Raw genomic sequence first — 26,640 nt, forward strand, 5'->3', positions numbered from 1 at the left:
CAATGCTCGAGGGTGCAGCGTCGACATCGAAAATCCGCCAGTATGCCAAAGGCGCGCTGGCGGCGGCGGGGGTCGGCGACGTCACGAGGGTGCCGGTCGACCAGGTGGCGGAAGCTGTCGGCCTGCACCGCCGCGATCTGTTCGAACTCGGCGAGGAGGCGCCGCGCCGCTTCCGAGAGGTCATCAAGAAGCTGAGCGGCAAGGTCCTAGGTCTGCTTTCAGTCGCGAAGCGCGAGTACTACGTCGACCGATCACTTCCCGTTCCTCGTCAACGCTTCACCGAAGCTCACGAGATCGGTCATGACGCCCTGCCCTGGCATGGCGCTGCATTCTGGGGAGACGATCACACGACACTTGATCCGTCCACGAAGGAAGTTCTCGAACAAGAAGCCAACCAGTTCTCCGCCGAACTCTTGTTTGGAGCTGGGCGCTTCACGAAGCACGCTGACCAGTACGCTCCTGGACTCGAGGCCGCCCTTCACCTCGCCCCGCAATACGGAGTGTCAGCGCACGCCGCCATCCGTAAGTACGTCGAGGACAGCGAGCATGCGATCGCAGTCTTGACCATTGGTCGGTACCCCAAGGCTGGAGGAACAGTCGAGCTATTCGGAACCCAGACGTTTGAATCGAGCCGCTTCCGCGAGCGGTACGGGCGACTGGCCTCCATGCTCCGCGGCAGAGTGGGGAACACCACCTACCCGGAGCTTGCCGCACTTCTCAGTCTTCAGACCGGCAGCGCCCCGGCTTGCGAAGTCACTTTGGACACCACAAGAGGCTCCACCTCATTCGTCGCCGAGGGATTCACAAACGGACGGCTCAACTTCGTGGTTCTCCACCGGAAGTCAAAGCTCACGGGACAGAAACTCAAACTGGTGTCGACAGATGGGTTCGAGCTACTACCTGGCTGATTGGCGTCAGCCGACCAGCCTCTGTATCTACGGCTCCGTCTTCTGCCCACGCTTTCTGTCGCACGCGTGTGAGTCCGCGTGTCGGCCGCACAAGGAGCTCCCGGACAGGCCCCCAACCTCCACAGCGGCGTGTTCGATTGAGGACCCGATTCGAGCCCCTGCCCGGAAGCGGATCGCGCTGTGCCGCTGGCTGCTGGCTATCCCGGGTGTACCCGTCGCGCGGGGTTACCTGGCGTCGACGCCGAACGCGCGCAGCAGCGGCACCCGCGGGATCATCCGCCTCGGCCCGAGCTGCACGGTCGGAATGGTTCCGCTCTCGATGCCGAGCTTGATCGTGCGGTAGTCGACGCCGACGAGCTTGGCGGCATCCTTCATCGTCAGGGCGAGTGAAGTGTCTGTCCTGTTCATGTCCTTCTCCTCTCGTGAGCAATGCGTGACATCGCTTGCCCACACCGTACTCCGATCGTGAGCAATCCGCGACATGTATTGCTCACGTTGCCGGATCTGTGAAAAGCTCACGGCATGAGCGACGTTTCAGTCGAGGTGACCGACAGCGAGCGGATCGATGTGGGCGACGGGGTGAGCATTCCCAAGGCGTGGGACGTCATCGCCATGGGTGAGGCGAACGTCGCCGGAGCCATCCACCTCCACATCGTGTTCGACGAACAGCTGCGCCGCACGGCAGCGGCGTCGGTCCGCGTCGATCGTGCGGGGGAGGGCGTGGAGGTGACGGCTGCCGCACTCCGCGACGTGCGCGTGCAGTACCTCGTCGCACTCTCATCGATGCGCGTGGTCGAAGTCGCCCGAGAACAGGGCGGGATCGAGCCTCTCAACCAGTACTTGGCAGAGGTGAGATCGCGTACCGATCGCACCGACGAGGAAACCATGCGCGAGGCGGTGACGCTCTACCGGATCGCGGCTACCGTGAACCTCGCACCCCTCAAGCTCGTCTCGGAGCAACTCGGCGTGAGCGTGAGCACGGCCACGCGCATGATGGCCCGCGCGCGCGAAGCCGGCCTCGCCATCGACCTGATCACCCGCGAGACGCACAACAGGATGCGCATCGAAGAAGAGGATCGTGCGCACCCGCACCAGGTCCCGGGCTCATCGTCCGGCCCCTCGATCGGCCTCTGACCGCAATCGGGTGCATTCAACACCGTTTCAGCGCATTGCCAAGTAATAGACGGCAGTCAAATGCAAAGTGCGCAAATCTGAGACTTCCAGCGCCGCTCGAGCTTGAGCTTGCCCGCATCCCGTTTCGGCATACGTCTGAGAGCCTTTCTGTGACTGGTTTTCTTGCCCGTTTTTTGCCCGCATCCTATTTCCCACTGGCTGTTTTCGGACGTTGCTGGATGTCGGCGGCATCTCGATAACCCGCGTAATTACGCGGATTTTGTCGTTGTATGCCGAGATGCGAATTGCTCAATTCGCATTCGAGTCCCTCCAGGGGCACCGTCTGTTTTTCGCCAGCAACTCGGCCCTCAGCCCGGCGCGGGGGCCCTGACCAGATCCGTCTCGCGAGGTGCAGGTGGTTCGTTATCGAGGTCGACGAGCAGCCCCGCGAGGCCCAGGGCTCCCCCACTGGCGACGGCCCGCCTTTGCCGGTCAGCCCCGCTTCCCTCCGCCTGGGCGCGTTCGATCCGACTCCGCGCAAACTCCAGGTCCCCATGTCCTTCCAGGGCGTTTCGCACTGTCTCGCACAGGGCCTGAAGAACCGCCGGCACCGGGCTCACGTCGCCGGTGATCGGATCGACCACTCGTGCGCGCATGCCGCCGCGGGCCGCCATCCATAACGAGGCGTCGATCGCTTCGGAATCCAAGGCTACGGTGCGAGGGCGGTCAGTGATGATCGCCCTGGTGAGCGCGGCCGTGAAGAGCGAGTCTGCGACGGTGAGTTGCGCGTCGAAGACCCGCACCTCGACCGTGTCATACGTGTCGGAGACTCGCGCGGCCCAGGCGATGGATGCCGGATCCAGGGCTGCCCCCAGCGTGACGAGTCGCTCGACTCGATGCTGGTAGTCCTGCGCGTCCTGGAACACAGGCGGGCACCACATCGTGGGCAGCCGCCGAAGCAGCATGCTGCGCCAACTGGCGAATCCCGAGTCCTGGCCGCGCCAGAACGGAGCGTTCGCGGTGGCAGCGAGCAAGACCGGCAGCCACGGGCGCACGGCGTTCAATGCACTCACCTGTTCCTCGACGCCGATCACCTCGGTATGGACATGCAGCCCGTTCACGAGGTGCTCCCGGGTGAGGCCGCCCAGGAAGTCGGCGATCATCCGATACCTCTGCGTGTCGGTCACTGACGCGTTCGCCGCGATTCCATAGGGCGTACCTGCGCTCGCGACGATGAGGCCGGCCCGCCGACCGAAATCTCGCAGTTGCGCGCGGTACCGTGCAAGCTGCGCCCCGGCCTCCTCCAGCGTCTGCGACGGCGCGGTCGCGATCTCCACCTGACAGTCGAGGAACTCCTTCTGGACGTCCCCGGCAGGCCTTTGCCCGTTTGCCGACTGCAGGCGATCACGTGCCAAAGCGGTCCGGGCTGCCGCCCCCTGCGGTATCGGCGCAAGGGTGCGCGGATCCAACGTCATGAATTCCTCTTCGATGCCGAATCGGACCATGTGATCACCTCCTGAGCTGGAATCGTGCGTGCAGAACAAGCGTCCGGAGGTCGCCGATACGCGCAGCCGTCGCCCTTGACCTCGGCGTTCGAACCGGCCGGCTACTCGCGCGGCGGGAAGTGCGCGATGTGGACAGGGCGAGTCGCCCTCGACACCTCGGACGAAGAGCCGGTTGCATTGGCGGCATCCAGGTCTGCAAGCAGCTCGTCGAGATCTCGATAGCGGGAGCGGGTCGGGCATGGGCTGCGCAACCAGAGCACGTCGTACGTCCCTGTCTCATACCTGTCGACGTAGGCGACCAATCGGGAGGCATCCGTCTCGGTGAGAGAACCGTCGCAGATGCGCCACGCGGTGCGGGAGATCGGGATGATCTCCCAGTCGGAGGCCGCCCGTGGAGGTTCCTGCGCGGCCATGGTCACAGCGCCTTCCCCCCGGTCACGGCCAGGATCGCACCCGAGGTGTACGTCGATTCGGCCGAGGCGAGGTAGACGTAGGCGCCGGCGAGTTCCGCCGGCTGACCTGCCCGTCCGAGCGGAGTATCACTGCCGAACGACTGCACCTTCTCGTCGTCCCAACCCGTCCCGGGGATCAGCGGTGTCCAGATCGGGCCGGGAGCGATGCCGTTGACACGGACGCCGCGAGGACCCGCCTCCTCGGCGAGCGCCTTTACGAAGGCGACCTGCGCGGCCTTCGTCATGGCGTAGTCGATGAGTCCCGGCGAGGGGTTGAACGATTGAATGGACGCGGTGACGATGATGCTCGCTCCACTCTCGAGATCGGGGAAGGCGGCCCGCGCGGAGAAGAGCAGCCCTTCGAGGTTGGTCTGGAACACCCGCCGCATCTCATCGGTGCGCAGGTTCTCGAATCCGTCGATGTCATGCTGGTAGCCAGCGTTCAGGACGAGGACATCCAGGCCTCCCAGCCCGTCTCGCGTCTTGCGAACTGCCTCGATCGCGAAGTCCTCGTTGCGTAGATCACCGGCGAGGCTGAGGCCTGTCCGTCCAGCCTCCCGCACGAGCTCGAGGGTGGTGTCGGCGTCCGACTGCTCCTCGGGCAGGTGCGCGATCGCGACGTCGGCGCCCTCGCGGGCGAAAGCGATCGAGACGGCTCGGCCGATGCCGGAATCGCCGCCCGTGATCAACGCTCGACGACCGTCCAGACGTCCGTGTCCCTCGTAGGTCGACTCGCCATGATCGGGTTCGGGGCGCATCTGCTCGGTCTGGCCGGGCTGGCTCTGCGTCTGCGGGGGGAACTCCTCGTTTCGGTGCGCATGTCGTGGATCAGCGGGATTGTCAGGCATCTGAGCGCTCCTTGCTTCGGGGGGTCAGACCACCTTCTTCGATCGCGTACGCGCAGCATAGGGGGTTGACATCGCGACCCCCGGCATCTGTCAATGGGGATGCCGCCGACCTCACGGCATCGCAGACTGACACCGGAAACGAACGAAAGGAGACACCATGAGCGGCGTGACGATTCTGGCCCCTTCCCCCACCCTGACCGTGACGGTAGAGGATCATCCGCAGGGATCCGAGATCCATGTGCACGCCGGCGGCCAAGGTGTCTGGCAGGCGCGCATGCTGCGCAGACTCGATGTGCCGGTGACGATGTGCTGCGTGCTGACCGGCGAGGTCGGCCGGATGCTGAATCATCTGCTGGAGGATGAAGGTCTGACTGTTCAGGCCGTCGTGCGCGACGGCCGCGGGTCGGCGTATGTCCACGACCGTCGCGGGGGCGAGCGCATCGTCATCGACGAAGAGGACGGCGATCCGATCGGACGTCACGATCTCGACGATCTCTACAGTGCGATGCTGCGCGGCAGCGAGCCGTCCGAGGTGGTGGTGCTCAGCGGCCCCGCCGGAGAGAGTACGATCCCCGCCGATTTCTATCGGCGGCTCACCATCGACCTGCGTGCGGCGGGCAAGACAGTGGTGGCGGATCTCGCTGGCGACCGCCTGCGCGCGGTGGTCCAGGGTCATGTCGACGTGTTGAAGGTCAGTCACGAGGAGTTGTTGGCGGACGGACTTGTCGAGGACCCCACCGTCGATCAGATCGTCGCGGCGATGGGACGACTGCGCACGGACGGTGCCGGGGCGGTGATCGTCACTCGATCGTCCGAACCGCTTCTGCTCGCGGATGCGCACGGGGTGGCGCAGGTCGTCTCTCCCCCGTTCGAGGAGAACGAACCGCGCGGTGCTGGAGACTCCCTCACCGCCGGCGTCATCGCCGCCGTCACCCGCGGGGAGGATCTGCGCGATGCGATCACACTGGGGGCGGCGGCCGGGGCGCTCAACGTCACACGGCACGGACTCGGCACTGGCGATGCCGAGGTCATCGAGAGCCTGCGGGGGAAGGTCGTCGTCCGCGACACGGCGCCTCCTGCCCCTGACCAGCACGAGCAGGAGGGCAGAGTGAGTCCGGACGGCCTCGCCGTCCTCGCCGACACCGAGGACGCGTCATGACCCGTGTGCTGATCACGAACGACGACGGCATCGAGGCGCCAGGACTCTGCGCTCTCGCCGAGGCCGCGGCGAGCGCAGGATTCGATGTCACCGTCGCGGCCCCGGCAACGCAGTCGAGCGGCTCGAGCGCGTCGATCATGGCGGCCGAGGCGGACGGCCGGATCGCCGTCGATCGCCGGACACTGTCGCGCTTGCCCGGCGTCCCGGCGTTCGCCGTGCACGGGGGCCCCGGGCTGATCGCCCTCATCGCTGCGCGCGGGGCGTTCGGAGACCCCGCCGACATCGTGCTCTCCGGTGTGAACCACGGCGCCAACGTCGGTCGCGCCATCCTGCACTCGGGAACGGTCGGCGCGGCGCTCACCGGAGCCCTGAACGGAGCGAGGGCCATGGCCGTCTCCCTGGATGTCGGCATGAATCCCGAAGCGTTCCATTGGCGCACGGCCGCGGAGGCGGCGATCGGCCTCGTGCCCCATCTCGAAGAGCGTGAGATCGGAGCGGTCATGAACGTCAACGTGCCGAACGCCTCCGAGCCGCGAGGCGTCCGCGAAGCATCGCTCGCCCCGTTCGGGATCGTGCACATGACGGTGTCGGAGAGCGACGACCGCTTCGTCCGACTCGCCGTCGAGGAGCTGCCCAACGTGCCCGCTCCCGGCAGCGATGCGACTCTCCTGGGCGACGGCTGGATCACCGTCACCGGCATCGATTCGATCACCGAGCGCCCGCTCGGTCTGAACATCGGGTGACGCTCAGGCCGGCGGTTCGGCCGTCGGCCGTTCCTCGCCCGACTCCGCCGGCTCCGGAACGAGGTGCAACCCGGTCGGAGAGTTCGCGGTGAACGCGAGCGCGTCCACCCACGCCCGGTTGATCGACGGCTGTCGGCCGCCGTAATACTTGTAGACGATCGAACTGCTCGGGTGCAGCCAAACCGTGGTGCGTCCGCCACCGACGCTGGCATCCTCTCTCCAGCTGAAGGCGAACGGCTCACCACGGCGCAGCTTCGCACTGATGACGAGTTGTACGTGGGTCAGCGCGCGGTCTTCGATCTCGACCTTGACGCCGCCCTCGTAGATGAACTTGCCCATGATGGGTAGCGTAGCCCCATGGGCCTGATGTTCTACGGCGGAAGAAGTGACACCATCTTCATCGAGGACCGTGCCCTCGCCCATCTCAAGGTCGTGATCGCGACGAAGCTCCGACGCAACGAGAGCTTCACGCTGTCGTGGCGGCATCCGGACGACTCCGGACGGTCGACGATCTGGTTGCATCCGGCCGTTCCGCTGCGCTTCGTCTTCGACGACCCGGAACCGCCTGAGCTGTCGACGGAATGGATCACGGCGATGGCGAATTCCGCCAACTCCAGCGGAGGGATCTCGCTGATTCCCGAGGACGTCGATCCAGGGCCGCAGATTCCAGCACAGCACTGAGATCGGGTCAACCCCCTCCTGTCGCGAACCGCTCCGGTTCTACCGTGAAGACTGCGAACGGGGCGGTCCCAGACGACGCACGGGGTGCGCCTCAGAAGTCCGGAATCGAGAAGGAGCAGGACCATGACCCTTACCCGCGACATCATGACCCCGGCCCCGCGCTGCATCGGCGAGAACGACTCCCTCAGCATCGCGGCATCCGTCATGTCCGAACTCGACGTCGGTGCGCTCCCGATCTGCGGGGAAGACGGGCGGCTGAAAGGGATGCTGACCGACCGCGACATCGTCGTCAGAGCAGTCTCCTACGGGTTCGATCTCGAGACCACGCCGGCTCGGGTCCTCGCCGCGGGCAAACCGTACACTGTGGACGCTGCTGCCGACATCCAAGTCGCACTCGAGCTGATGCAGGAGCAGCAGATCCGGCGCCTGCCCGTCATCGAAGATCACCGGCTCGTCGGCATCATCAGTCAGGCCGATGTCGCACTGGCACTGAGCCCGGAGGCGACAGGCGTGACCGTCGAGAGCATATCCAGACAGGCTGCCTCGTGAACATGAGCACGACCTTCGGCACCGCGGACATCGCCGTGCTCAGCGCGCTGGCACGCGAGCGACCACTCCGCATCGCCGTCGTCGAGTCGCTCACGTCGGGCACGCTCGCCCACACCATCGGAGCCGGCGACGGCGCATCGGAATGGTTCGCAGGCGGGATCATCGCCTATATGCAGGACGTCAAGGAGAGTCTGCTCGACGTGACGCCCGGCGCCGATCCCTGCTCTCCGCAGTGCGCAGAACAGCTTGCCGCAGGTGGACGCGAGCTCTTCGGCGCGGACGTGTGCGTCGCGACCACCGGAGTCGGCGGACCGGAGCCCGAGGACGGTCATCCACCGGGAACGGTGTACCTGGGGTGGGCGATCGAAGGCGAGCACGGACGACGCGTTCCGTCCTCGGGAGGAGGGGCACGGCACGTCCCGCCCCTGGCGTCGCCGAAGGAGCGGACGACCTGAATGGGCCGATGCTCGGCGAAACCCACCTATGCTGTCAAGGAGACGCAAGTCCATCTGAGCGCGACGCGCGAGCGGACACCCGCCGCCGATTCCTGAGCCGCCGCTGACGCGGCTCAGACTCACCCCGTAGGCGGGTATCCCTCGTTCCGCAATGCGCCCGCGAGGTGAATGGCGTTCGTCAAAGCCGTCGTGATGGAAGCACGCACGGCCTTCGGAGTCGAGGAGAGATCCTTGTAGTCGGTCTTGTGCATCGCCTCGCCGTTCCAGTAGACGCAGCCCTGGGCGGGGATGGTGAACCCGACGTCGTTGAGCGCCTGGTAGAGGATGCCGACGATGTGATGCGCGCCGTCCTCATTGCCGACGACGCCGACCACAGCCACCTTGCCGAACAGGATCGGGCGCCCCTCAGCATCCTCTTCGGACAACTCCGCGTCCAGCCGCTCGAGCACCCGCTGCGCGACGCTGGAATGCTGCCCCAGCCACGTCGGTGTCAGCAGCACCACGATGTCGGCCGCCAACACCTTCTGCCGGAGCATCGGCCATTCATCGCCGTCGCCCATGTCCTTCTCCACGCCGGGCGCGATGGCGAAGTCGACGGCACGGACGTCTTCGCAGGCGACGGACCGTTCCCGCAGGAACGTCGACAGCTGGCCCTGCAGAACCGCCGTGCTCGAATCGGCGGGTGATGGCTTCAGCGTGCAGTTGATGGTGAGGGCGGTGAGTGAGGGAATCACGAGATCGCCTGCCATCAGAGCGTCAGTTGCTTCTGCGGCCGCTGATCACTCTCATGAGGAACGCGATGAGCGCGATAACCCCCACGATCAGCGCGACCCACAGCAGCCAGTTGAGCGCAGTGTTGAGGCCGCCGACGATCGCAAGCACGACGGCGACGATGATGACGATGATGAGTACGGTACTCATGTCCTGCCCTTCCGCGACGGGTTCCGTCGCTTCTAGCGTTGAGGCCACACTGGCAGGAAGCCCGGTTGAACGCCCGGGGGTTGACTCGCAACAACCGGCGGTGCTATTCGTGGCCCAGACAGCGGTGCTGATACAGCGAGGTGATCCATGGCGCGTCTGGTCCGTGTGGATCCCGGCAACGACCCGGGGTTCCGACGGGTGCGCGCGGGACGGTCTTTCCGGTACCTCGACGCCTCGGGAAAGGCCGCGGGTTCCCGTGCACGACGACGCATCCGCGACCTGGTCATCCCACCGGCTTGGGAGGACGTCTGGATCGCCGCCGAGCCGCTCGCCCACATCCAGGCCGTCGGCGTCGACGCCGCGGGCCGCCGACAGTACCTGTACCACCAGGAGTGGCGCCGCCGGCGCGATCGCAACAAGTACAGTCGCGCCCTGACTTTGGCAGAGGCGCTCCCGCACGCTCGCGCCCGAGTGACGACCGCTCTGCGCGGCGACGGAACGACACGCGAGAAAGCCCTCGCCGTGGCCTTCCGACTTCTCGACGCCGCAGCACCGCGCATCGGATCGACCCGATACCTCGCTCGCCACGGGAGCCGCGGGCTCACCACCCTTCGTCGCCGTGACGCCAGCGTCGACGGCTCGCTCGTGAGCTTCAGTTTCCCGGGAAAGAGTCGTCAGCGGGTTCACCTGGAGGTGGATGACAACGACCTCGCGTCGGCCATCACACTGCTGACCAAGGGAGACCGACGCTCGCCTCTGCTCTGGTTCGCCGACGGCCGCCGCCAGACGGCTGTCACCGCATCCGACGTCAACGTGCACATCGCGGATATGCTCGGCACCGAGTTCTCGGCGAAGGACTTCCGCACGCTGCGAGGCACCACGTGCGCGGCGGAGGCACTCGCACGGATCGGAGCGCTGGACACCGCATCCGCACGTCGCGATGCCGAACGACTCGCTGTTCGTGCGACGGCAGGACTTCTGGGCAATACGGCTCCCGTCGCCCGCGCGAGCTACATCGACCCGCGGGTGTTCACCGAGTACAGGAAGGGACGGATCCTCGATCTCTCCGTCAGCGCCGAGACTGCGATCATACGACTGCTCGGCGGCGCCCCGGCAGCGGGCAACGGGAACTGACGTCCATCACGAGCGGTCTGCATCCTCATCGATGGATCACGCTGTCGGCGCCACCGTATGGATCGTTCCTGTGCTGGGGGTCAGTGATTGCGCAGGGCGCTGATCAACTCGGCCTTGCGCTTGCCGGAGTAGCCGGTCAGCCCGAGCTCTTTCGCCCGCTTCCGCAGCTCGTCAACCGTCCAGTCCTCGTAGTCACCGGCCTTGCCCCCGCGCCGGCCGACCTCCGAGCGTCCCTTCTTGGTGCCGCCCGTCGCATTCGAGATCCGGGCAGCCTTCTCCTTCGAGGCGCCGTCATCCCGAAGCTCCTCATAGAGCTCGGGATCCTTCAATCGTGAGTTCGCTCCGCGTGGCATCCGCTTCTCCTCTCATCCGTCCTTGACTTCGTCGCCGCCGCCGTGCGGAGGACGGTCGTCTTCCGAAGCGTGCTGAGCGCCCTGCGCGTAGTCAGGGCGCGAGGGCTGTTCGCGCTGGTCGGAGAACTCCCCGCCGACGCGTCCACCGTAGGGTCGTCCGTGATCGGAGGACTCCGCTCGACCGAAGACCAGAGTCCACGGCCCCGCCGTGAATCTCGCTCCGGTCCGGAGGATCATCGAATCGTCGTCTGTGCCGGTGGCCGCGACATCCGTGCGCGCACTCGTCTCGCCTTCGCCATGCATCGTGAGCACGTACTCGTCCCGATCATCGTGCGCGATCTCGGCGTGCACCGGGTCTGTCTCATCGAGACGGAGCTCGTTGTCAGCCGCCGATCCGATCTGCACGATCTCGGCCGTCAGCGCGAAGACGAAGCGCTCGTCATCTCGAGTGACGGTCAGATGGGGGTCGCCTTCGCCCCACCCGGCGTGCGTGGTCGTGGGCCGATAGGGCTGACGCTCGCTGCGAGAGTTCATGTGCTGTCCTCCTCGTTCGGAATGCCCACGTTTCCACAGTCGACCCACCTCCGCGAGGGGTTGACGCGGACGACGAGTTGTGCGCCCCGGACGGACGGACCCTGCGCTGTCAACCCCCTTGGCCGACGTACTGCCTGGAGCAAGGATCATGAGGAACGACCGAGCCCCCCGAGGAGATCCTGTGACGATGACCACCGATGATCTCCCCCATCGCGGCGCCGAGTGGGAGGTGATAGCGATCAGCCGCACGTCCTGGCGCATCTGCGATCCCGCACGAGGCGCGGCCGAGGCCTCGCGACTGATCGCCTACGTCGACCGCACGGATATCGGCACCTACGACGTGCTGTGGCTCCGCAGCCCGTGCCCGTCCCGATCGCGCTACCGCACGCTGGACGAGCTCCTCGCCGAGCTCGACGCGGCGGTCTCCGGCGGCAGCGCTTCACGAGCCGACCGCCCGACACGGATCGCTCACCGTCCGCCTCGATACTGACGCGCGTGGCGTCACGCGGCGAGCGCGAGGTACGGCTCCCAGCACGGCTCGCTGCGCTCGGTTCCGCGGACCGTCCAACTGTTGCCGTTCGGCTGGCGAGGTGTGAACCGCAGCTCCCAATGCATCTCCTGCGGCGTGCGGTCACTCTTCACGTTGTTGCAGCGCAGGCAGCAGGCGACGAGGTTCTCCCACGAGTCCGCTCCCCCGCGCGAGCGCGGCAGGACGTGATCGATCGTGGATGCCGCCTTGCCGCAGTATCCGCACCGGTGATTGTCACGGCGGAGCACTCCGCGCCTCGTGACCGGCACACGCCGACTCATCGGAACGCGGACGTATCGGGACAGGATGATGACGGCCGGTCTGTCATAGGGCCCACCCGTCGCCCAGACGGGATCGTCCTCCACCCGCTCGATCACGGTCGCCTTGTGATTCATCACGAGCACGAGTGCTCGCTTGAAGGAGACCACAGCCAGCGGCTCGTAGCCCGCGTTCAGAACTAGTGTGCGCATCGTCATCCTCTCGATCCGCCGGGACGGCTTCCCGGCGCTCTCGAACCCATGACGCCGCGAGGGCGACAGACGACACGCAGAGACGAAAAAAGACGCCGTCCTATGGACGACGCCTCGCGCACACGACAAGCTCGGTGCATCCCTGCGGGCAATGCCGAAGGACGTGACGACCGAGTGCATCCATGGTGCGGATGCCCGGAGTTCCTTCCATCAGCTTCTCCCGTCCGTGCGACGACGGGAACAGGCTAGCCCATCAGGCCGAGAGATGACGAAACGGTCGTTGAACACTCGGGCGCGTGTCGCCCTGAAAGAACGCGATCTGGAGGGTCAGCCGGCGTTGGCTGCGAGCCACGAGATCGGCTCGACCAGCGAGCCGCCCAGACGAACCTCGAGGTGCAGGTGCGCACCGTAGGAGCGTCCGGTGTTGCCGACCTGTCCGATCATCTGACCCGGCTCGACCCTCTGGCCGGCGCTGACCGCTCGCGACCCGTAGATCATGTGGCCGTACAGGGTGGAGACAACCTTGCCGCCGATGACGTGGTCGATCACGATGGCCTCGCCGTAGCCGCCGTAGCCGCTCTGAGACACGCGCACGACTCCACCCGCGGCCGCGTAGATGGGTGTTCCGGCCGACGCGACCATGTCAGCACCATCGTGGCCGCTGCCGAGCGTGCGGCTCACGTAGTAGGAGCCTCCGGGCAGCGGATAGCGCACCTCGCCGGAACCGGGCGAGACGAGCGCGTAGTTTCCGATGTCCACGGGCATGGATCCGGCCGACGCTGCAGCCGCCTCTGCGGCAGCAGCCGCGCGTGCCTTCGCTGCCTCTTCAGCCTTCTTCTCGGCGATCTCCTCGGGAGTGGTCGCGGAGTAGGTCGAGCGATCCAGCGGCGATGCCGTGGCCTGGGATGCCACGACCAGCGACTGCGCGTCGCCTGCCGCGACCTGCTGCAATGTGGCTGTGGCGTCGGAAGACCCGGACGACGCGGCGTATGCGGGGAGTGCGACGGCGGCGACCAGTGCGCCGACGGCGCCGAAGATCGCGATCGAACGCATCGGGGCGATCATCTTGCGGGCGGCCTCTCGCGGCGCGACGGTGCGCCGACGCTTCAGGCTCTGTTCAGATGTCGTGATCGGTTCGATGTCTTCGGCCAAAGGTGGTCCTCCTGCGCCTCAGCGCTCGGGTGCGCTGGCTCGTCGGCACTCTGCTCTCGTGGCACTAGCTCGGGTACTTCGTGCGATGTGACCGTGAAGACGACGAGCCGGGAAGGCGATCCTCACGGGGCTGTCATCGGCGGGCTTCTTCGCCGACGACCCGTCCGAGGTTACCGGAAGATAACGATCGTGTCACCCTGCCGGGCTGGCAATCTTCCGAGAGCGGTCAGGCGGGCTCGCCCACGAGGAAGATGTGCGAGGCCAGCTCGACGGGAAGCTCGAGACCCTCTTCGGTCCCCTCCATCTCGATGAGCACGTAGCCCTCGCTGTATCGGTAGTTGCCCCGAGCACCGGGGACGACGCCCGCATCGCGCAGCTGCTGCAGCAGTTCGGGGTCGACCTGAGCGGGCTCCGCGAGCCGACGGACAGTGCCCTCGATGGGCTCTCCAGCGGCGTTGAGCTTCTGCACGAGCCCGATCACGCCCTCCTCGAACTGACGCGCCGGCGCATCGCCGAGCTGGTCGAGGCCGGGGATCGGGTTGCCGTACGGCGACTCGGTCGGGTGGCCGAGCAGTTCGACGAGGCGGCGCTCGACCTGCTCGCTCATCACGTGCTCCCAGCGGCAGGCCTCATCGTGGACGAACGCCCAGTCCAGACCGATGACATCGGAGAGCAGGCGCTCGGCCAGACGGTGCTTGCGCATGACGTCGACGGCCTTGCGGCGCCCGGCATCCGTCAGCTCGAGCGTGCGGTCCTCGGACACGACGACGAGGCCGTCGCGCTCCATGCGGCCGACCGTCTGCGAGACGGTGGGCCCCGAGTGCCCGAGGCGCTCGGAGATGCGAGCGCGCAGCGGAACGATGTTCTCCTCCTCGAGTTCGAGGATGGTGCGGAGATACATCTCCGTGGTGTCGATCAAGTCCGTCATCTGGCCCTCCGGGTCTTCTTAGGCAAGCCTACATTCCCCGCGCGAGGTCGGACGAGGTCACACGGCGATCGGCACTCCGCACGCGCACCTAGAATCGAGCCATGGCGATCGAGATTCCGCGTGACCTCCTGCCCGTCGACGGCCGATTCGGCTGCGGTCCCTCGAAGGTGCGCCCGGCGCAGCTCGAGGCCCTCGTCACCGCGGGGGCGAGCATCCTCGGCACCTCGCACCGCCAGGCGCCCGTGAAGAACCTCGTCGGCAGCGTCCGCGAGCAGCTGGGCACCCTGTTCCGTCTCCCGGACGGGTACGAGATCGTGACCGGCAACGGCGGCTCGACCGCGTTCTGGGATGCCGCCGCCTTCGGCCTCATCGAGCGACGCAGCCAGAACCTCACCTTCGGGGAGTTCGGCGGGAAGTTCGCCAAGGCCGCTGCGGCCCCGTGGCTCGAATCGCCCGACGTCCGCGCCGCCGAGCCCGGTTCACGCGCGCACGCCGAGATCATCGAGGGCATCGACGTCTACGCCTGGCCCCACAACGAGACCTCCACCGGCGTCGCAGCCACGATCGAGCGCGTCGCCGCTGACGGCGCACTGACGGTGATCGACGCGACCAGCGCCGCCGGCGGCATCGACTTCGACGTCACGCAGACCGATGTCTACTACTTCGCTCCGCAGAAGAACCTCGGCTCCGACGGCGGGCTCTGGTTCGCGGCGATGTCCCCGGCCGCGATCGAGCGGATCGAGCGGATCGCGGCGTCCGACCGCTACATCCCCGAGTTCCTCAGCCTCAAGAACGCTGTCGACAACTCGCGTCTGAACCAGACGCTGAACACCCCCGCGCTGACCACCCTGCACCTGCTGGACTCGCAGCTGCAGTGGATCAACGACAACGGCGGACTCGCCTGGGCGGGCAGTCGCACTGCGGAGTCATCGCAGGCGCTGTACGACTGGGCCGAGGCCTCCGAGGTCGCGACTCCGTTCGTCACCGACCCCGCGCACCGCTCCCCCGTCGTCGTCACGATCGACTTCGACGACAGCATCGACGCCGCAGGCATCGCGAAGACGCTGCGCGCCAACGGCATCGTCGACACCGAGCCGTACCGGAAGCTCGGTCGCAACCAGCTCCGCATCGCGACGTTCGTCTCGATCGAACCGGACGACGTGCGTCAGCTCATCCGCTCGATCGACTACGTGCTGGAGAACAGCGGCGCCTGACCCGGCGCGCTCACTCCTCTTCGTCGTCGATGTCGGCGTCGTCCGCGTCGGAGTCATCCTCCGACTCGGAGTCGTCGACTTCCTCGGACTCGGCGTCCTCGTCGACGCCGGACTCGTCGAGTTCGTCGATGTCGACACCGTCGAGGTCGCCCGCGTGCAGGATGTCGGGCTCATCGGAGTCCTCGTCCTCGTCGAGCTCGTCCAGGTCGTCGCCCTCCGTGGCGTCGTCGCCTTCGGCATCCGCGTCGCCGGCCTCGGCCGCCGCCGCCTGCTCGGCGAGCTCGGCCTGGTGCGCCCGGTACTCCGCCAGACGCTCCGCCCACGGCACCCACTCCGGGGCGAGCAGTGCACCCTCGTTGGGGAGCAGCTCGACCTCGAGCACAGTGGGCTCGGCGTCGTCGACACGGGCGACCGTGACCGTCCAGTACCACCCCGGGTAGCCGGGCAGCCGGTTCTCGAACCGCAGCGAGACAGACCCGTCCTCCTCGGCGACGTATCCGGCGGCCGGACCGATCGTCGAGGCGGGCGTGATCTCCTGCAGAGCCGCGAGCGCGAGGTCGTGCGCGCCGATCAGGCGGTCGTCCGCTTCGGCAGAGGACCCGTCGGCAGAGGGCTCAGGCGTCGAGGTCATCGGCCACCTTGCGCAGAACCGCCGCGATCTTCCGACCGTGGCTGCTGGAGGGGTAGCGGCCGCGGCGCAGGTCGCCGCCGATGCCGTCGAGGAGCTTCACGAGATCCTCGACGATGATGGCCATGTCGTCGGCCGGCTTGCGCTTGGCCTTCGAAAGGCTCACAGGAGCCTCGAGCACGCGCACCGAGAGCGCCTGCAGGCCGCGCTTGCCGTCGGCGACGCCGAACTCCACGCGGGCGCCCGACTTGACGGTGGCGCCGGCGGGCAGGGCTGAGGCGTGGAGGAAGACGTCCTGGCCGTCATCTGTGGCGATGAAGCCGAAACCCTTCTCGTCGTCGTAGAACCTGACCTTGCCGGTGGGCATGGGAGAACCTCGCTGGGTGATGGTGCCGATATGAAGGCGCGCTCATGCGCGGCCACACCCCAGCCTACCGGTGTTCCAGGGACTAGGCTGAGACGGATGAGCACGCAGAAATCCGGGCCGGAGGCTCCCGTGGGCCGACTCGATCGCATCCTGGCGTTCACGGCGCTGACGCTGGCCGCGCTCTCGGTGATCTGCTTCTTCGCCATCATCATCGGCAGCGCCACCGGAATGGACCAGGCCTCGTTCAGCGAAGGCATCTGGCCGGTCGTCGCGGCGATCCCGCTGTGGGGACTCCCGCTCGCGTTCGTGATGATCATCGCACTGCTCGTGAGGAGCTTCGTGCGGAAGGGACGGGCCGCGAGGCGCTCGTGACATGAGCACGCACGCACGCCCGCTCGCCGTGTGGCTGGCCCAAGCGCCCGACGCGCAGCTGGCCGCGCTGTTCGAGGCGCGCGGCGTGCGGGCCGATGTCGCCTGGTCGGACTTCTTCGATGCCGCCGAGGCACTGCTCGAGCCGTCATCGATCGAGCGCGCCCTTCCTCGACTGCCCCTGACCGAGGCCGTCGCCCTGCGGCGAGCGGTGGACGGCGAGGACGCCGGTGACGACGCCGGTCCGCTGATCGCCCTGGCGCTGCTGCGCCCCGACGGAACGCCTGCCCCGCCCGTAACGGAGGCGGTCACGGCACAGCAGGATCCTACGGCCTCCACGATCCCAGCCCCTGAGCCGTCCGATGAGAGCGCGGCCGCGCGCGCCGCGGAGCGCGCGTTCACGACGGTGGCCGCGATCGCCGATCTCGTGCTCCTGGCGTCCGAGACGCCGCTTTCCCTCCTGACCGGCGGGGCACTCGCGTCGGGCGAGAAGCGTCGCATCGCCGAGACGGGAACGGCACCGGAGATCCTCGACGACCTCGCCGCGATCGCCGTGGATGCCAGACTCCTCGCGGCGCTCGACCGACGCCTCCTCGCGACCGAGTCCGCCGACTCCTGGTTGCGGGAGCCCGCATCCGCGCGATGGACCGGACTCGTCGAGGCTTTCCGCGCTGCGCTCCCCCGAGGTCTGCGCGACGGGGACGGGTGGATCCCCACCACGGCCTGGGCTGCCCAGTACCCCTGGAGCAGCGCGTGGCCCGAGCAGTGCGCGGCGATCGCCGAGCGGGCTCGCCTGTTGGGGCTCGCCGCCGATGACGGTTCCGAGCCCGAATGGGCCGTTCCCCTGCGCGAAGGGGAGCCGGCGGACCCGGCATCCCTCCAGCGGATGCTGCCCACCGAGGTGGATCGCATCTTCCTGCAGAACGACCTGACGGCGATCGCGCCGGGGCCGCTGCAGCCCGCCCTCGACGTGCGGCTGCGCCGGGTCGCTGTGCGCGAGTCGGCCGCGCAGGCGTCGTCGTACCGGTTCACCGTGGATTCGGTCGCGCACGCGCTGACATCCGGCGAGACCGCCGCCTCGATCCTCGACTTCCTCGCGGAGATCTCACTGACCGGCATCCCCCAGCCGCTGGAGTACCTCGTCACCCAGACCGATCAGCGCCACGGCCTGGTGCGGGTGTTCACGGATGCGTCGGGCCGCACACGCGTCGCGAGCGTCGACGCGACCCTGCTGGACGCGATGGGCGTCGACCAGGCGCTCCGTCCGCTCGCGCTGGCCAGGGATGCCGACGGCCTCACCTCGAGGGTCGGCCGGGACACCGTGTACTGGACCTTGACCGACGCCCGTTACCCCGCGATGATCGTCGGCGACGACGGACACCCCCTCGTCGTCGACCGCAACCCCGCCCCCGACCAGGCTCCCCCGACCGCGCCGGACTACCTGCCGCTGATCGCCCGGCTCCGCGAGCGCCAGGGCCCTGATGCGGATGCCGCCTGGCTCGACCGCGAGCTCGAGGCGGCCGTGCGCTCCAAGGCCGTCCTGCTCGTCGAGATCGAGATGCCCGACGGCACTGCGCGGGAACTGCAGCTGGAGGCCAGCGGGCTCGGCGGCGGCCGCCTGCGCGGACGCGACCGGGCGGCCGACGTGGAGCGCACCCTGCCCGTGCGGAGCATCCGCTCTGCCCGCGTGATCGATCCGTCGGCGGGTGGTTCCTGAGCTTGTCGAAGCGCTCAGAGACCACGGCGGCCGGAGAACGGTAGAATCGAAAGCTATGTCCGATGGCCCCCTGATCGTCCAGAGCGATCGCACCGTGCTCCTCGAGGTCGCGCATGCCGACGCCGAGGCGGCCCGCCACGAACTGGCGATCTTCGCCGAGCTCGAGCGTGCTCCCGAGCACATCCACACCTACCGGATCACCCGGCTCGGCCTGTGGAACGCCCGTGCCGCCGGGCACACGGCCGAAGACATGCTCGAGGTCCTCGACCGCTGGTCGCGGTTCCCCGTGCCGCCCTCCGTGTCGGTCGACCTGCGCGAGACCGTGAACCGCTACGGGCGTCTCGTGATCGAGCGCGACGACGAGGGCACCCTGATCCTGCGGTCCACCGACCCGGCGGTCCTCGCCCAGGTCGCGAACAACAAGCGCATCCAGCCCCTGCTGATCTCCCATCCCTCCGCCGACACGTTCGTGGTCGATGCCTGGGCGCGCGGCCAGATCAAGCAGGAGCTGCTGAAGATCGGCTGGCCCGCCGAGGACCTCGCCGGATACACGCCCGGCACCCCGCACGAGATCGAGCTCGACGAGAGCGGCTGGCAGATCCGCCCCTACCAGCAGGATGCCGTCGACGCGTTCGCCAAGGACGGCTCGGGCGTCGTGGTCCTCCCCTGCGGCGCGGGCAAGACCATCGTCGGCGCCGGCGCGATGGCCGCGACGAAGACGACCACGCTGATCCTCGTGACCAACACCGTCTCCGCCCGCCAGTGGCGCGATGAACTGCTCAAGCGCACCTCCCTCACTCCCGAGGAGATCGGCGAGTACTCCGGCCAGGCCAAGGAGGTCAAGCCGGTCACGATCGCGACATACCAGATCCTCACGGCGAAGCGGAAGGGCCAGTACGCACATCTGTCGCTCCTCGACGAGATGGACTGGGGCCTCATCGTCTACGACGAGGTGCACCTGCTGCCCGCGCCGGTCTTCAAGCTCACCGCCGATCTCCAGGCACGGAGGCGCATCGGCCTGACGGCGACGCTCGTGCGCGAGGACGGCCGCGAGGGCGACGTGTTCAGCCTCATCGGCCCCAAGCGCTTCGATGCTCCGTGGAAGCAGATCGAGGCGCAGGGCTTCATCTCCCCCGCCGCCTGCTACGAGGTGCGCGTCGACCTGCCCGCCGATGACCGGCTGGAATACGCGGCGGCGACCGACGACGAGCGCTACCGCCTCGCGGCATCCGCTCCGGCCAAGATCGACGCCGTTCGCGAGCTGATCGCGAAGCACCCCGGCGAGCGCATCCTCGTGATCGGCCAGTACCTCGACCAGCTCGAGACGCTCTCCGAGGCGTTGAACGCGCCGCAGATCACCGGGGCCACCCCGGTGGACGAGCGCGAAGAGCTGTACCGGCAGTTCCGCGAGGGCGAGATCGAGCTGCTCGTCGTGTCGAAGGTCGCGAACTTCTCCATCGACCTTCCCGAGGCGTCTGTCGCGATCCAGGTCTCGGGCTCGTTCGGGTCCCGTCAGGAGGAGGCCCAGCGTCTCGGTCGCCTGCTGCGCCCGAAGGAGTCCGGGCACACGGCGAGCTTCTACACGCTCATCGCCCGCGACACCGTCGATCAGGACTACGCGCAGAACCGCCAGCGCTTCCTCGCCGAGCAGGGCTACAGCTACACGATTTTGGATGCGGACGCGCTGGCCGCGGCCTGATCACATGATCGACGCGGCGATCGCCACGCCGAGAGAGCCGAAGTAGACGACCGCCGAGAACACGGCGTGGAACGCGACCTTCCCCGGCATCCGTCCGCGGAAGACCGCACCGATCGCAGGACCGTAGTCACCCAGCCCGGGGCGCGTCATGCCCTCGAGCCCCCGATATCGCCGCACCATCATGTAGTCGCCGAACCCGATTCCGACCGTCAGGATCGCCCAGGCGCACCACGCCCACACGACGGCATCCGTCGCGACGAAGACTGTCCACGACGCGAACGCGATCAACATCAGAGAGACATGCGCCGACACGGCGGGGCGGCCTGCGCCGTGCGCGTGTCGGAGCCAGCCTACGAAGAGCGCGATCCCCACCCCCACCTGGATCACCCAGGCTCCCAGCAGCACGATGTCCATGCGCGCACTCTACTACGTTCATAGTGCCTTGTCACTAGAAACGTAGTAATCGCGTTAGGCTCGAGACATGAGCACCCGCACCCGTGCCCTGAACGCGGCGATCGACGTCGTCGGCCACGACGGCGTCCGCGCTCTCACGCACGCGCGAGTGGATGCCGCGGCAGGCCTCCCCCGCGGATCCACCTCGAACCACTTCCGCACCAGAGCAGCTCTCGTCGCCGGCGTGATCGCGCACCTCGCCGAGCAGGAGCGGGCTGACGGCGGCAACCCGCGCATCCGCACCGAGGACGAGCTGATCGCGGCGCTCATTGCCATGATCGAGGCGCAGTCCGGCCTTCTCGCGACGCGGACCCGTGCCCGCTACGCCCTCTTCCTCGAAGCCGACCCGGATGCCGCAGCGCCGATGCACGAGCAGCGCGCAGCCTTCGAGGAGTGGACCAGCGGCATCCTGAGCAGCCTCGGCGGGCCGGCCGCGGCAGAGCGGACTCCCTTCCTCATGGCATCCTGCGAGGGCCTGCTCCTGCACCGGCTCACCGTCGACCCTGGCGCCCCGGTGGCGGCATCCATCGCTCTCGCGGTCCGCACGGCCGTCCACGACAATACGGGCGCTCCGCAAGACAATCAGCCGCCGCAAGGCTGAAGTCACCATAATGGGGGCATGACTGATGCACGCATCCTGGTCGTCGACGACGAGCCGAACATCCGAGACCTGCTGTCCACCGGTCTGAACTTCGCCGGTTATCAGGTCAAGACGGTGGCCAACGGCGCCGCGACGATCTCGGCCGTCCTCGAGGAGGAGCCCGACCTCATCATCCTCGACGTCATGCTGCCCGACATGAATGGGTTCAGCGTCACCAAGCGCCTGCGCGGGGCGGGATTCACCGCCCCCATCCTGTTCCTCACCGCGAAGGACGACACGCAGGACAAGATCGAAGGCCTCAACGCCGGCGGCGACGACTACGTGACCAAGCCGTTCGCCCTCGACGAGATCGTGGCCCGTGTGCAGGCGATCCTGCGACGCACGATGCAGGCCGACGAGGAGTCGATCATCCGCGCCGGCGAGCTGTCGATGGATCAGGACACCCACGACGTCTTCGTCGGCAAGGAGCCGATCGAACTGAGCCCCACCGAGTTCAAGCTGCTGCGCTACCTGATGCTCAACCCCAACCGCGTGCTGTCGAAGGCGCAGATCCTCGACCACGTGTGGGAGTACGACTTCAACGGCGATGCGGGCATCGTCGAGAGCTACATCTCCTACCTGCGGCGCAAGATCGATCCGCACACCGAGGAGTCCGTCATCCAGACCAAGCGCGGTTTCGGCTACATGCTCAAGGTGGGCAAGTAGACCGCGAAGGGAGCGCGCATGGCGCACAACCCTGACGCGGTCACCAGCTGGTGGCGACGCATCAGTCTGCGCGCCAAGGTCACCGGTGTCACCGTCGCGGTGCTCGCACTGGGTCTCGTGATCGCCGGAATCGGCACCGTGCCGCTGCTGCGCAGTTCGCTCATCCAGAACATCGAGTCCCAGCTGCCGTCGCTCGCGGCGAGCGACCTCGTCAGCCGCTGGTTCGACGTCGAGACGGTCGACGGCGAGCAGAAGCTCGTGCTCTCCGAGAACGCGCCTCGATCGGCCGACTACACCTTCACGGTGTACGCGGCCGACGGCACGTTCCTCGCCAGGGCCGGCGGAGCGACCGGCGACGCCGCCCCCGCCTTCTACGCATCGCTCGCACTCGAGCAGGCGCATGCGCTGGACGGCGAGAAGATCCCGCTGCGCAGCGCCGACGGCCATGAGTTCCGCGGTGCCGTCGCCGTGGTGCCCGGCGCCGACGGCACCCTGTACGTGCAGTTCGTCGCTCTCCCTCTCGCGGAGGCGGACTCCATCATCGCGCAGTACTTCGGCGTCTACACCACCGTCGCACTGGTGACCATCCTGCTCGCCGCGCTCCTCATCCGCGGACTCGTCACGCTCACGTTCCGCCGACTCGGACAGGTCGAGTCGGCGGCCATGCTCATCGCCTCGGGCGATTTCAGTCAGCGGCTCACGGACCTCGAGCCGAGCACGGAGGTCGGGCGCCTGAACTTCGCGATCAACACCATGCTCGAGCGCATCGACCGCTCGCTCGCACAGCGCGACCGCACCGTCCGGCACATGCGCCGGTTCATCGGCGATGCGAGTCACGAGCTGCGCACCCCCCTCGTGAGCGTCCGCGGCTACGCTGAGCTCTACCGGATGGGCGCGATCCGCGGCGAGGAGGACACCGCCAGGGCGATGGAGCGCATCGAGAAGGAGGCCATCCGGATGGGCGTCCTCGTCGAGGACCTGCTGGACCTCGCTCGGCTGGACGAACAGCCAGAGCTCCAGCTCGACCCGCTCGACCTGCGCCCGATCGCCAGGGACGCCGCCCTCGACGTCCGCGCCGCCGCGCCGAACAGGACGATCACCGTCATCGACAGGACGGCGGATGCGCGCACGGCGGCACCGGCCCGCACCCGACCCGCGCTGCCGAAGCTGAACCCGCCGGCCCCGAAGCCGCGCGCCGGCGCGCTCGCGCGTCTGCGGCGGCGCCCGCGCAGCGCAGAGCCGATGCCGCAGATCGACTTCACCGAGGTGGAGGACGTCCCTGTGCCGACGCCCCCGATCGTGCTCGGCGAGGAGAACAAGGTGCGCCAGGTGATCGCGAACCTGCTGGGCAACGCCCGCCGGTTCTCACCGGACGATGCGCCGATAGAGCTCGTCGTCGACGCCGACCGCGCCGCCGGCACGGCCAGCATCGCGATCGTCGACCACGGCGAGGGCATTCCGCCCCAGATCCGCGAGCAGATCTTCGAGCGCTTCTGGCGCGCAGACACCTCCCGGGCGAGGGAGACCGGCGGCTCGGGGCTCGGGCTGGCGATCGTCGCATCGATCATGTCGGCCCTGAAGGGAAGCGTCCGCGTCGATGAGACGCCCGGCGGCGGGGCCACGTTCACGGTGACGCTCCCCCTCGCGCCGGCGCAGGCGACGCCCGAGCATCTGCTCGAGGACACCCAGCCCCTGGATCGGCTGTCTCCGGGCGACGTCTGACCCGTTCTGCACATACCCGCGCCGCGACCGTCCGTCCACGGATGCCGCGTTCGCGCAGAACGGCCGGACGGCCGCTCTTCTATCGTGAGAGCTCCCTACGAGAGGAGTTCTCATGTCCGTCTTCACCGTCGACACCGAGGCGGTCTTCGCAGCGCACGGCCAGACACGAGCCACGATGGAGCGTCTGCGCAGCGAGTCCCAGGCGCTGAAGGCGCAGCTCACCCAGCTGCAGTCGTCCTGGACCGGTGCGGCATCGGCCGCCTTCCAGGGATGCAGCGACCAATGGGCGGCCGCCCAGCTGCACGTCGAGCAGGTCCTCGATTCGATCGGCACAGCGCTCGGGTCCGCGGCGACGCAGTACTCCGACGCCGATCAGTACTCCGCGAGCCTGTTCCGGCACTGACCCCCGACGGAACGCAGAAGCGCCCCGGCCTGACGGCCGGGGCGCTTCTGTACGGACTGGGCTTATCAGAAGTCCATACCACCCGTGGGGTCGCCGGCCGGAGCCGCGGCCTTCTCGGGCTTGTCGGCGACGACGGCCTCCGTGGTGAGGAAGAGACCGGCGATGGATGCCGCGTTCTGCAGAGCAGAGCGGGTCACCTTGGCCGGGTCGATGATGCCGGCGCCGAACATGTCGACGTACTCGCCGGAGGCGGCGTTGAGGCCCTCACCGGTCGGCAGCTCGGCGACCTTGTTGGCGACGACACCGGGCTCGAGACCGGCGTTCATCGCGATCTGCTTCAGCGGAGCCGAGATGGCGACGCGGACGATGTTCGCGCCGGTCGCCTCGTCGCCCGACAACTCGAGGGCGTCGAGCGCCTTCGTGCCGGACTGGATGAGCGCGACGCCACCACCGGCGACGATGCCCTCTTCGACTGCTGCCTTCGCGTTGCGGACGGCGTCCTCGATGCGGTGCTTGCGCTCCTTGAGCTCGACCTCGGTCGCAGCCCCGGCCTTGATGACGGCCACGCCACCGGCGAGCTTCGCCAGGCGCTCCTGGAGCTTCTCGCGGTCGTAGTCGCTGTCGGTGTTCTCGATCTCGCGACGGATCTGGGTCACGCGACCCTCGATCTGGTCGGTCTCACCGGCGCCCTCGACGATGGTCGTCTCGTCCTTGGTGATGATGACCTTGCGCGCACGTCCGAGCAGGTCGAGCGTGGTGTTCTCGAGCTTGAGGCCGACCTCTTCGGTGATGACCTGACCACCGGTGAGGATCGCGATGTCCTGCAGCTGAGCCTTGCGGCGGTCGCCGAAGCCGGGAGCCTTGACGGCTGCCGACTTGAAGATGCCGCGGATCTTGTTCAGCACGAGCGTCGCGAGAGCCTCGCCCTCGACGTCCTCGGCGATGATGACGAGCTCCTTGCCGTCCTGGATCACCTTGTCGACGACCGGGAGGAGGTCCTTGATGTTCGAGATCTTGGAGTTCGCGATGAGGATGTAGGGCTCCTCGAACACGGCCTCCTGGCGGTCCGGGTCCGTGACGAAGTACGGGTTCAGGTAGCCCTTGTCGAAGCGCATGCCCTCGGTGAGCTCGAGCTCGGTGCCGAAGGTCTGCGACTCCTCGACGGTGACGACGCCCTCCTTGCCGACCTTGTCGATGGCCTCGGCGATCAGCTCGCCGATCTCGCTGTCAGCGGCCGAGATCGACGCGGTGGCGGCGATCTGCTCCTTGGACTCGATCTCCTTGGCGCTGGAGAGCAGCTCCTCGGTGATCGCGGCGACAGCCTTCTCGATGCCGCGCTTGAGCGAGATCGGGTCGGCGCCGGCGGCGACGTTGCGCAGGCCCTCGCGCACGAGCGCCTGGGCGAGGACGGTCGCGGTGGTGGTTCCGTCACCGGCGACGTCGTCGGTCTTCTTGGCGACCTCCTTGACGAGCTCCGCGCCGATCTTCTCGTACGGGTCGTCCAGCTCGATCTCCTTGGCGATCGACACACCGTCGTTCGTGATCGTGGGGGCGCCCCACTTCTTCTCGAGCACGACGTTGCGACCGCGCGGGCCGAGGGTCACCTTGACAGCGTCGGCGAGGATGTTCAGGCCACGCTCGAGGCCGCGGCGGGCCTCCTCATCGAAAGCGATGATCTTTGCCATGAGTTTTGTCGTCCCTCCTGGACGTAGGCGTTCGGTTTAGCACTCAGAGGAAGAGAGTGCTAACGCCCATTCTGGCACTCGACCCCATCGAGTGCAAGCCGTGAGGGCGGCGTCTATTCAGCAGGCGTCTGGGTGGATTCCGGCTGGGCGCTCGCGCGGTCCAGGCCGATCACGACGACGAGCTGCTTCTGCTCCGGGTCGTCGGGATCGGCGTAGATGTCGCTCTGGTCGACCAGGGCTCCCCCGATGAGGTCGGCCAGGCCCAGCGCCGCCTCGCGCTCGTCGTCGCCGACGTAGTACACGGTGGTCTCGGCGAAGTCCTGCTGCCCTGCGGGGCCGTAGCTGATGAGCTCGTCCGGCCACTGCTCGTTGATGAGCGTCTCGCGCACCTGCTCTTCGAGGCCCTCCTCGGCGGTGGCGTTGAGGATGAGGATGGAGTACGTCGTGTCGACCACCCCGGTCTCCTCCGGGAGCGGCGCCACGGAATCCTCGGCGACGGGGAACAGCGTGATCCGCCCCATCATCACGAGAGCGACGAAGATGCCGGCGACGATGAGGACGAGCGCTGCGACGACCGACCACAGCAGCACGATCCAGCCGTTCATGCCCGGCGCCTCGGCGCGGTGCGCCCCGACACGTCCTG

The 26,640-nt window shown here is 67.7% G+C and carries 34 protein-coding genes; 17 read left to right on the forward strand and 17 right to left on the reverse strand.

The window, feature by feature from the left end:
• Positions 1-2 precede the first annotated feature (2 nt).
• Positions 3-908, forward strand: coding sequence for an ImmA/IrrE family metallo-endopeptidase (locus AB0269_RS13225; RefSeq protein ID WP_366211725.1), 906 nt, complete (start codon positions 3-5; stop codon positions 906-908).
• Positions 909-1,133: 225 nt separating this feature from the next.
• Here the strand turns inward: AB0269_RS13225 and AB0269_RS13230 are convergent, their stop codons facing one another.
• Complete coding sequence (locus tag AB0269_RS13230) at positions 1,134-1,316, reverse strand: helix-turn-helix domain-containing protein (protein WP_325471887.1); 183 nt, start codon at positions 1,314-1,316, stop codon at positions 1,134-1,136.
• Positions 1,317-1,430: 114 nt separating this feature from the next.
• On the opposite strand from AB0269_RS13230, the gene AB0269_RS13235 reads away from it, so the two are divergent.
• Positions 1,431-2,042 carry a hypothetical protein gene (locus AB0269_RS13235; protein WP_366211726.1) on the forward strand — a complete coding sequence of 204 codons (612 nt, stop codon included), beginning with the start codon at positions 1,431-1,433 and terminating at the stop codon, positions 2,040-2,042.
• A 347-nt stretch (positions 2,043-2,389) separates the two neighbouring features.
• On the opposite strand, the gene AB0269_RS13240 is transcribed toward AB0269_RS13235, so the two are convergent.
• From AB0269_RS13240 to AB0269_RS13250, 3 genes are all read right to left on the reverse strand, one after another.
• Positions 2,390-3,526 carry a YbdK family carboxylate-amine ligase gene (locus AB0269_RS13240; RefSeq protein ID WP_366211727.1) on the reverse strand — a complete coding sequence of 379 codons (1,137 nt, stop codon included), beginning with the start codon at positions 3,524-3,526 and terminating at the stop codon, positions 2,390-2,392.
• 101 nt (positions 3,527-3,627) lie between these two features.
• Positions 3,628-3,939: a hypothetical protein gene (locus tag AB0269_RS13245; protein WP_366211728.1), complete on the reverse strand. Its 312-nt coding sequence runs from the start codon at positions 3,937-3,939 to the stop codon at positions 3,628-3,630.
• Positions 3,940-3,941: 2 nt separating this feature from the next.
• The gene (locus tag AB0269_RS13250; protein ID WP_366211729.1) at positions 3,942-4,826 is read right to left on the reverse strand and encodes an SDR family oxidoreductase; all 885 of its coding nucleotides are present in this window, start codon (positions 4,824-4,826) and stop codon (positions 3,942-3,944) included.
• A 157-nt stretch (positions 4,827-4,983) separates the two neighbouring features.
• On the opposite strand from AB0269_RS13250, the gene AB0269_RS13255 reads away from it, so the two are divergent.
• Positions 4,984-5,985 carry a PfkB family carbohydrate kinase gene (locus AB0269_RS13255; RefSeq protein WP_366211730.1) on the forward strand — a complete coding sequence of 334 codons (1,002 nt, stop codon included), beginning with the start codon at positions 4,984-4,986 and terminating at the stop codon, positions 5,983-5,985.
• Positions 5,982-6,728 (forward strand): 5'/3'-nucleotidase SurE, encoded by a 747-nt coding sequence (locus AB0269_RS13260; RefSeq protein ID WP_366211731.1) that lies wholly within the window; start codon positions 5,982-5,984, stop codon positions 6,726-6,728. The genes AB0269_RS13255 and AB0269_RS13260 overlap by 4 nt, the downstream gene beginning before the upstream one ends.
• Positions 6,729-6,731: 3 nt before the next feature.
• Here the strand turns inward: AB0269_RS13260 and AB0269_RS13265 are convergent, their stop codons facing one another.
• On the reverse strand, positions 6,732-7,067 hold the full coding sequence (locus tag AB0269_RS13265; RefSeq protein WP_366211732.1) for an ATP-dependent DNA ligase: 336 nt from the start codon (positions 7,065-7,067) through the stop codon (positions 6,732-6,734).
• Between the two features lie 18 nt (positions 7,068-7,085).
• On the opposite strand from AB0269_RS13265, the gene AB0269_RS13270 reads away from it, so the two are divergent.
• From AB0269_RS13270 to AB0269_RS13280, 3 genes are all read left to right on the forward strand, one after another.
• The gene (locus AB0269_RS13270) at positions 7,086-7,409 is read left to right on the forward strand and encodes a hypothetical protein (protein ID WP_366211733.1); all 324 of its coding nucleotides are present in this window, start codon (positions 7,086-7,088) and stop codon (positions 7,407-7,409) included.
• Between the two features lie 123 nt (positions 7,410-7,532).
• The gene (locus AB0269_RS13275; RefSeq protein ID WP_366211734.1) at positions 7,533-7,958 is read left to right on the forward strand and encodes a CBS domain-containing protein; all 426 of its coding nucleotides are present in this window, start codon (positions 7,533-7,535) and stop codon (positions 7,956-7,958) included.
• A gap of 2 nt (positions 7,959-7,960) precedes the next feature.
• Complete coding sequence (locus AB0269_RS13280) at positions 7,961-8,413, forward strand: nicotinamide-nucleotide amidohydrolase family protein (RefSeq protein WP_366211735.1); 453 nt, start codon at positions 7,961-7,963, stop codon at positions 8,411-8,413.
• Between the two features lie 119 nt (positions 8,414-8,532).
• On the opposite strand, the gene AB0269_RS13285 is transcribed toward AB0269_RS13280, so the two are convergent.
• Together AB0269_RS13285 and AB0269_RS13290 are read right to left on the reverse strand one after the other, a co-directional pair.
• Entirely contained in the window at positions 8,533-9,162 is a 630-nt protein-coding gene (locus tag AB0269_RS13285; RefSeq protein WP_366211736.1) for an NAD(P)H-dependent oxidoreductase, read from the reverse strand.
• A gap of 7 nt (positions 9,163-9,169) precedes the next feature.
• Positions 9,170-9,334 carry a hypothetical protein gene (locus AB0269_RS13290; protein WP_366211737.1) on the reverse strand — a complete coding sequence of 55 codons (165 nt, stop codon included), beginning with the start codon at positions 9,332-9,334 and terminating at the stop codon, positions 9,170-9,172.
• 147 nt (positions 9,335-9,481) lie between these two features.
• Between AB0269_RS13290 and AB0269_RS13295 the strand changes: the two genes are divergently transcribed.
• Positions 9,482-10,468 (forward strand): DNA topoisomerase IB, encoded by a 987-nt coding sequence (locus tag AB0269_RS13295; protein WP_366211738.1) that lies wholly within the window; start codon positions 9,482-9,484, stop codon positions 10,466-10,468.
• 80 nt (positions 10,469-10,548) lie between these two features.
• Here AB0269_RS13295 and AB0269_RS13300 read toward each other — a convergent pair whose 3' ends face one another.
• Both AB0269_RS13300 and AB0269_RS13305 read right to left on the reverse strand, forming a co-directional pair.
• Positions 10,549-10,821, reverse strand: a complete 273-nt coding sequence (locus AB0269_RS13300) for a Rho termination factor N-terminal domain-containing protein (protein WP_175985431.1) — start codon at positions 10,819-10,821, stop codon at positions 10,549-10,551.
• A gap of 12 nt (positions 10,822-10,833) precedes the next feature.
• On the reverse strand, positions 10,834-11,355 hold the full coding sequence (locus AB0269_RS13305; RefSeq protein WP_366211739.1) for a hypothetical protein: 522 nt from the start codon (positions 11,353-11,355) through the stop codon (positions 10,834-10,836).
• 187 nt (positions 11,356-11,542) lie between these two features.
• On the opposite strand from AB0269_RS13305, the gene AB0269_RS13310 reads away from it, so the two are divergent.
• Positions 11,543-11,845 (forward strand): hypothetical protein, encoded by a 303-nt coding sequence (locus tag AB0269_RS13310; RefSeq protein WP_366211740.1) that lies wholly within the window; start codon positions 11,543-11,545, stop codon positions 11,843-11,845.
• A gap of 11 nt (positions 11,846-11,856) precedes the next feature.
• Here AB0269_RS13310 and AB0269_RS13315 read toward each other — a convergent pair whose 3' ends face one another.
• The 3 genes from AB0269_RS13315 to AB0269_RS13325 form a co-directional block, all read right to left on the reverse strand.
• Entirely contained in the window at positions 11,857-12,354 is a 498-nt protein-coding gene (locus tag AB0269_RS13315; protein ID WP_366211741.1) for an HNH endonuclease, read from the reverse strand.
• A 327-nt stretch (positions 12,355-12,681) separates the two neighbouring features.
• Entirely contained in the window at positions 12,682-13,506 is an 825-nt protein-coding gene (locus tag AB0269_RS13320) for a M23 family metallopeptidase (RefSeq protein WP_366211742.1), read from the reverse strand.
• A 226-nt stretch (positions 13,507-13,732) separates the two neighbouring features.
• Positions 13,733-14,434, reverse strand: coding sequence for a metal-dependent transcriptional regulator (locus AB0269_RS13325; RefSeq protein ID WP_366211743.1), 702 nt, complete (start codon positions 14,432-14,434; stop codon positions 13,733-13,735).
• Positions 14,435-14,535: 101 nt separating this feature from the next.
• Here AB0269_RS13325 and serC point away from each other — a divergent pair, with 101 nt between their 5' ends.
• Positions 14,536-15,648 carry a phosphoserine transaminase gene (gene serC / locus AB0269_RS13330; protein WP_366211744.1) on the forward strand — a complete coding sequence of 371 codons (1,113 nt, stop codon included), beginning with the start codon at positions 14,536-14,538 and terminating at the stop codon, positions 15,646-15,648.
• Between the two features lie 10 nt (positions 15,649-15,658).
• On the opposite strand, the gene AB0269_RS13335 is transcribed toward serC, so the two are convergent.
• A complete protein-coding gene (locus AB0269_RS13335) occupies positions 15,659-16,279 on the reverse strand; it encodes a DUF3027 domain-containing protein (protein WP_366211745.1) in 621 nt (206 codons plus the stop codon).
• Complete coding sequence (locus AB0269_RS13340) at positions 16,263-16,643, reverse strand: cold-shock protein (protein WP_175985426.1); 381 nt, start codon at positions 16,641-16,643, stop codon at positions 16,263-16,265. Before AB0269_RS13340 ends, AB0269_RS13335 begins: the two co-directional genes overlap by 17 nt.
• A 96-nt stretch (positions 16,644-16,739) precedes the next feature.
• On the opposite strand from AB0269_RS13340, the gene AB0269_RS13345 reads away from it, so the two are divergent.
• Genes AB0269_RS13345 through AB0269_RS13355 form a run of 3 tightly spaced genes read left to right on the forward strand, consistent with a single transcriptional unit; the run spans position 16,740 to position 20,428 of the window.
• Positions 16,740-17,015 (forward strand): multidrug ABC transporter ATPase, encoded by a 276-nt coding sequence (locus AB0269_RS13345; protein WP_366211746.1) that lies wholly within the window; start codon positions 16,740-16,742, stop codon positions 17,013-17,015.
• Between the two features lies 1 nt (position 17,016).
• Positions 17,017-18,729: a helicase-associated domain-containing protein gene (locus tag AB0269_RS13350; RefSeq protein WP_366211747.1), complete on the forward strand. Its 1,713-nt coding sequence runs from the start codon at positions 17,017-17,019 to the stop codon at positions 18,727-18,729.
• A gap of 55 nt (positions 18,730-18,784) precedes the next feature.
• Positions 18,785-20,428 carry a DNA repair helicase XPB gene (locus AB0269_RS13355; protein ID WP_366211748.1) on the forward strand — a complete coding sequence of 548 codons (1,644 nt, stop codon included), beginning with the start codon at positions 18,785-18,787 and terminating at the stop codon, positions 20,426-20,428.
• On the opposite strand, the gene AB0269_RS13360 is transcribed toward AB0269_RS13355, so the two are convergent.
• A complete protein-coding gene (locus tag AB0269_RS13360) occupies positions 20,429-20,842 on the reverse strand; it encodes a hypothetical protein (RefSeq protein WP_366211749.1) in 414 nt (137 codons plus the stop codon).
• Positions 20,843-20,909: 67 nt separating this feature from the next.
• On the opposite strand from AB0269_RS13360, the gene AB0269_RS13365 reads away from it, so the two are divergent.
• From AB0269_RS13365 to AB0269_RS13380, 4 genes are all read left to right on the forward strand, one after another.
• Entirely contained in the window at positions 20,910-21,482 is a 573-nt protein-coding gene (locus AB0269_RS13365) for a TetR family transcriptional regulator (protein WP_366211750.1), read from the forward strand.
• Positions 21,483-21,500: 18 nt separating this feature from the next.
• Positions 21,501-22,187, forward strand: coding sequence for a response regulator transcription factor (locus AB0269_RS13370; protein WP_366211751.1), 687 nt, complete (start codon positions 21,501-21,503; stop codon positions 22,185-22,187).
• A gap of 18 nt (positions 22,188-22,205) precedes the next feature.
• The gene (locus AB0269_RS13375) at positions 22,206-23,909 is read left to right on the forward strand and encodes a HAMP domain-containing sensor histidine kinase (RefSeq protein ID WP_366211752.1); all 1,704 of its coding nucleotides are present in this window, start codon (positions 22,206-22,208) and stop codon (positions 23,907-23,909) included.
• A 112-nt stretch (positions 23,910-24,021) separates the two neighbouring features.
• Positions 24,022-24,312 carry a WXG100 family type VII secretion target gene (locus tag AB0269_RS13380; protein ID WP_175985419.1) on the forward strand — a complete coding sequence of 97 codons (291 nt, stop codon included), beginning with the start codon at positions 24,022-24,024 and terminating at the stop codon, positions 24,310-24,312.
• A gap of 65 nt (positions 24,313-24,377) precedes the next feature.
• On the opposite strand, the gene groL is transcribed toward AB0269_RS13380, so the two are convergent.
• Both groL and AB0269_RS13390 read right to left on the reverse strand, forming a co-directional pair.
• The gene (gene groL, locus AB0269_RS13385; RefSeq protein WP_366211753.1) at positions 24,378-25,997 is read right to left on the reverse strand and encodes a chaperonin GroEL; all 1,620 of its coding nucleotides are present in this window, start codon (positions 25,995-25,997) and stop codon (positions 24,378-24,380) included.
• A gap of 113 nt (positions 25,998-26,110) precedes the next feature.
• Positions 26,111-26,602: a LytR C-terminal domain-containing protein gene (locus AB0269_RS13390; protein WP_366211754.1), complete on the reverse strand. Its 492-nt coding sequence runs from the start codon at positions 26,600-26,602 to the stop codon at positions 26,111-26,113.
• Positions 26,603-26,640: the final 38 nt, after the last annotated feature.

It is taken from the genome of Microbacterium sp. NPDC077644, from assembly GCF_040702785.1.
GTDB lineage: Bacteria > Actinomycetota > Actinomycetes > Actinomycetales > Microbacteriaceae > Microbacterium.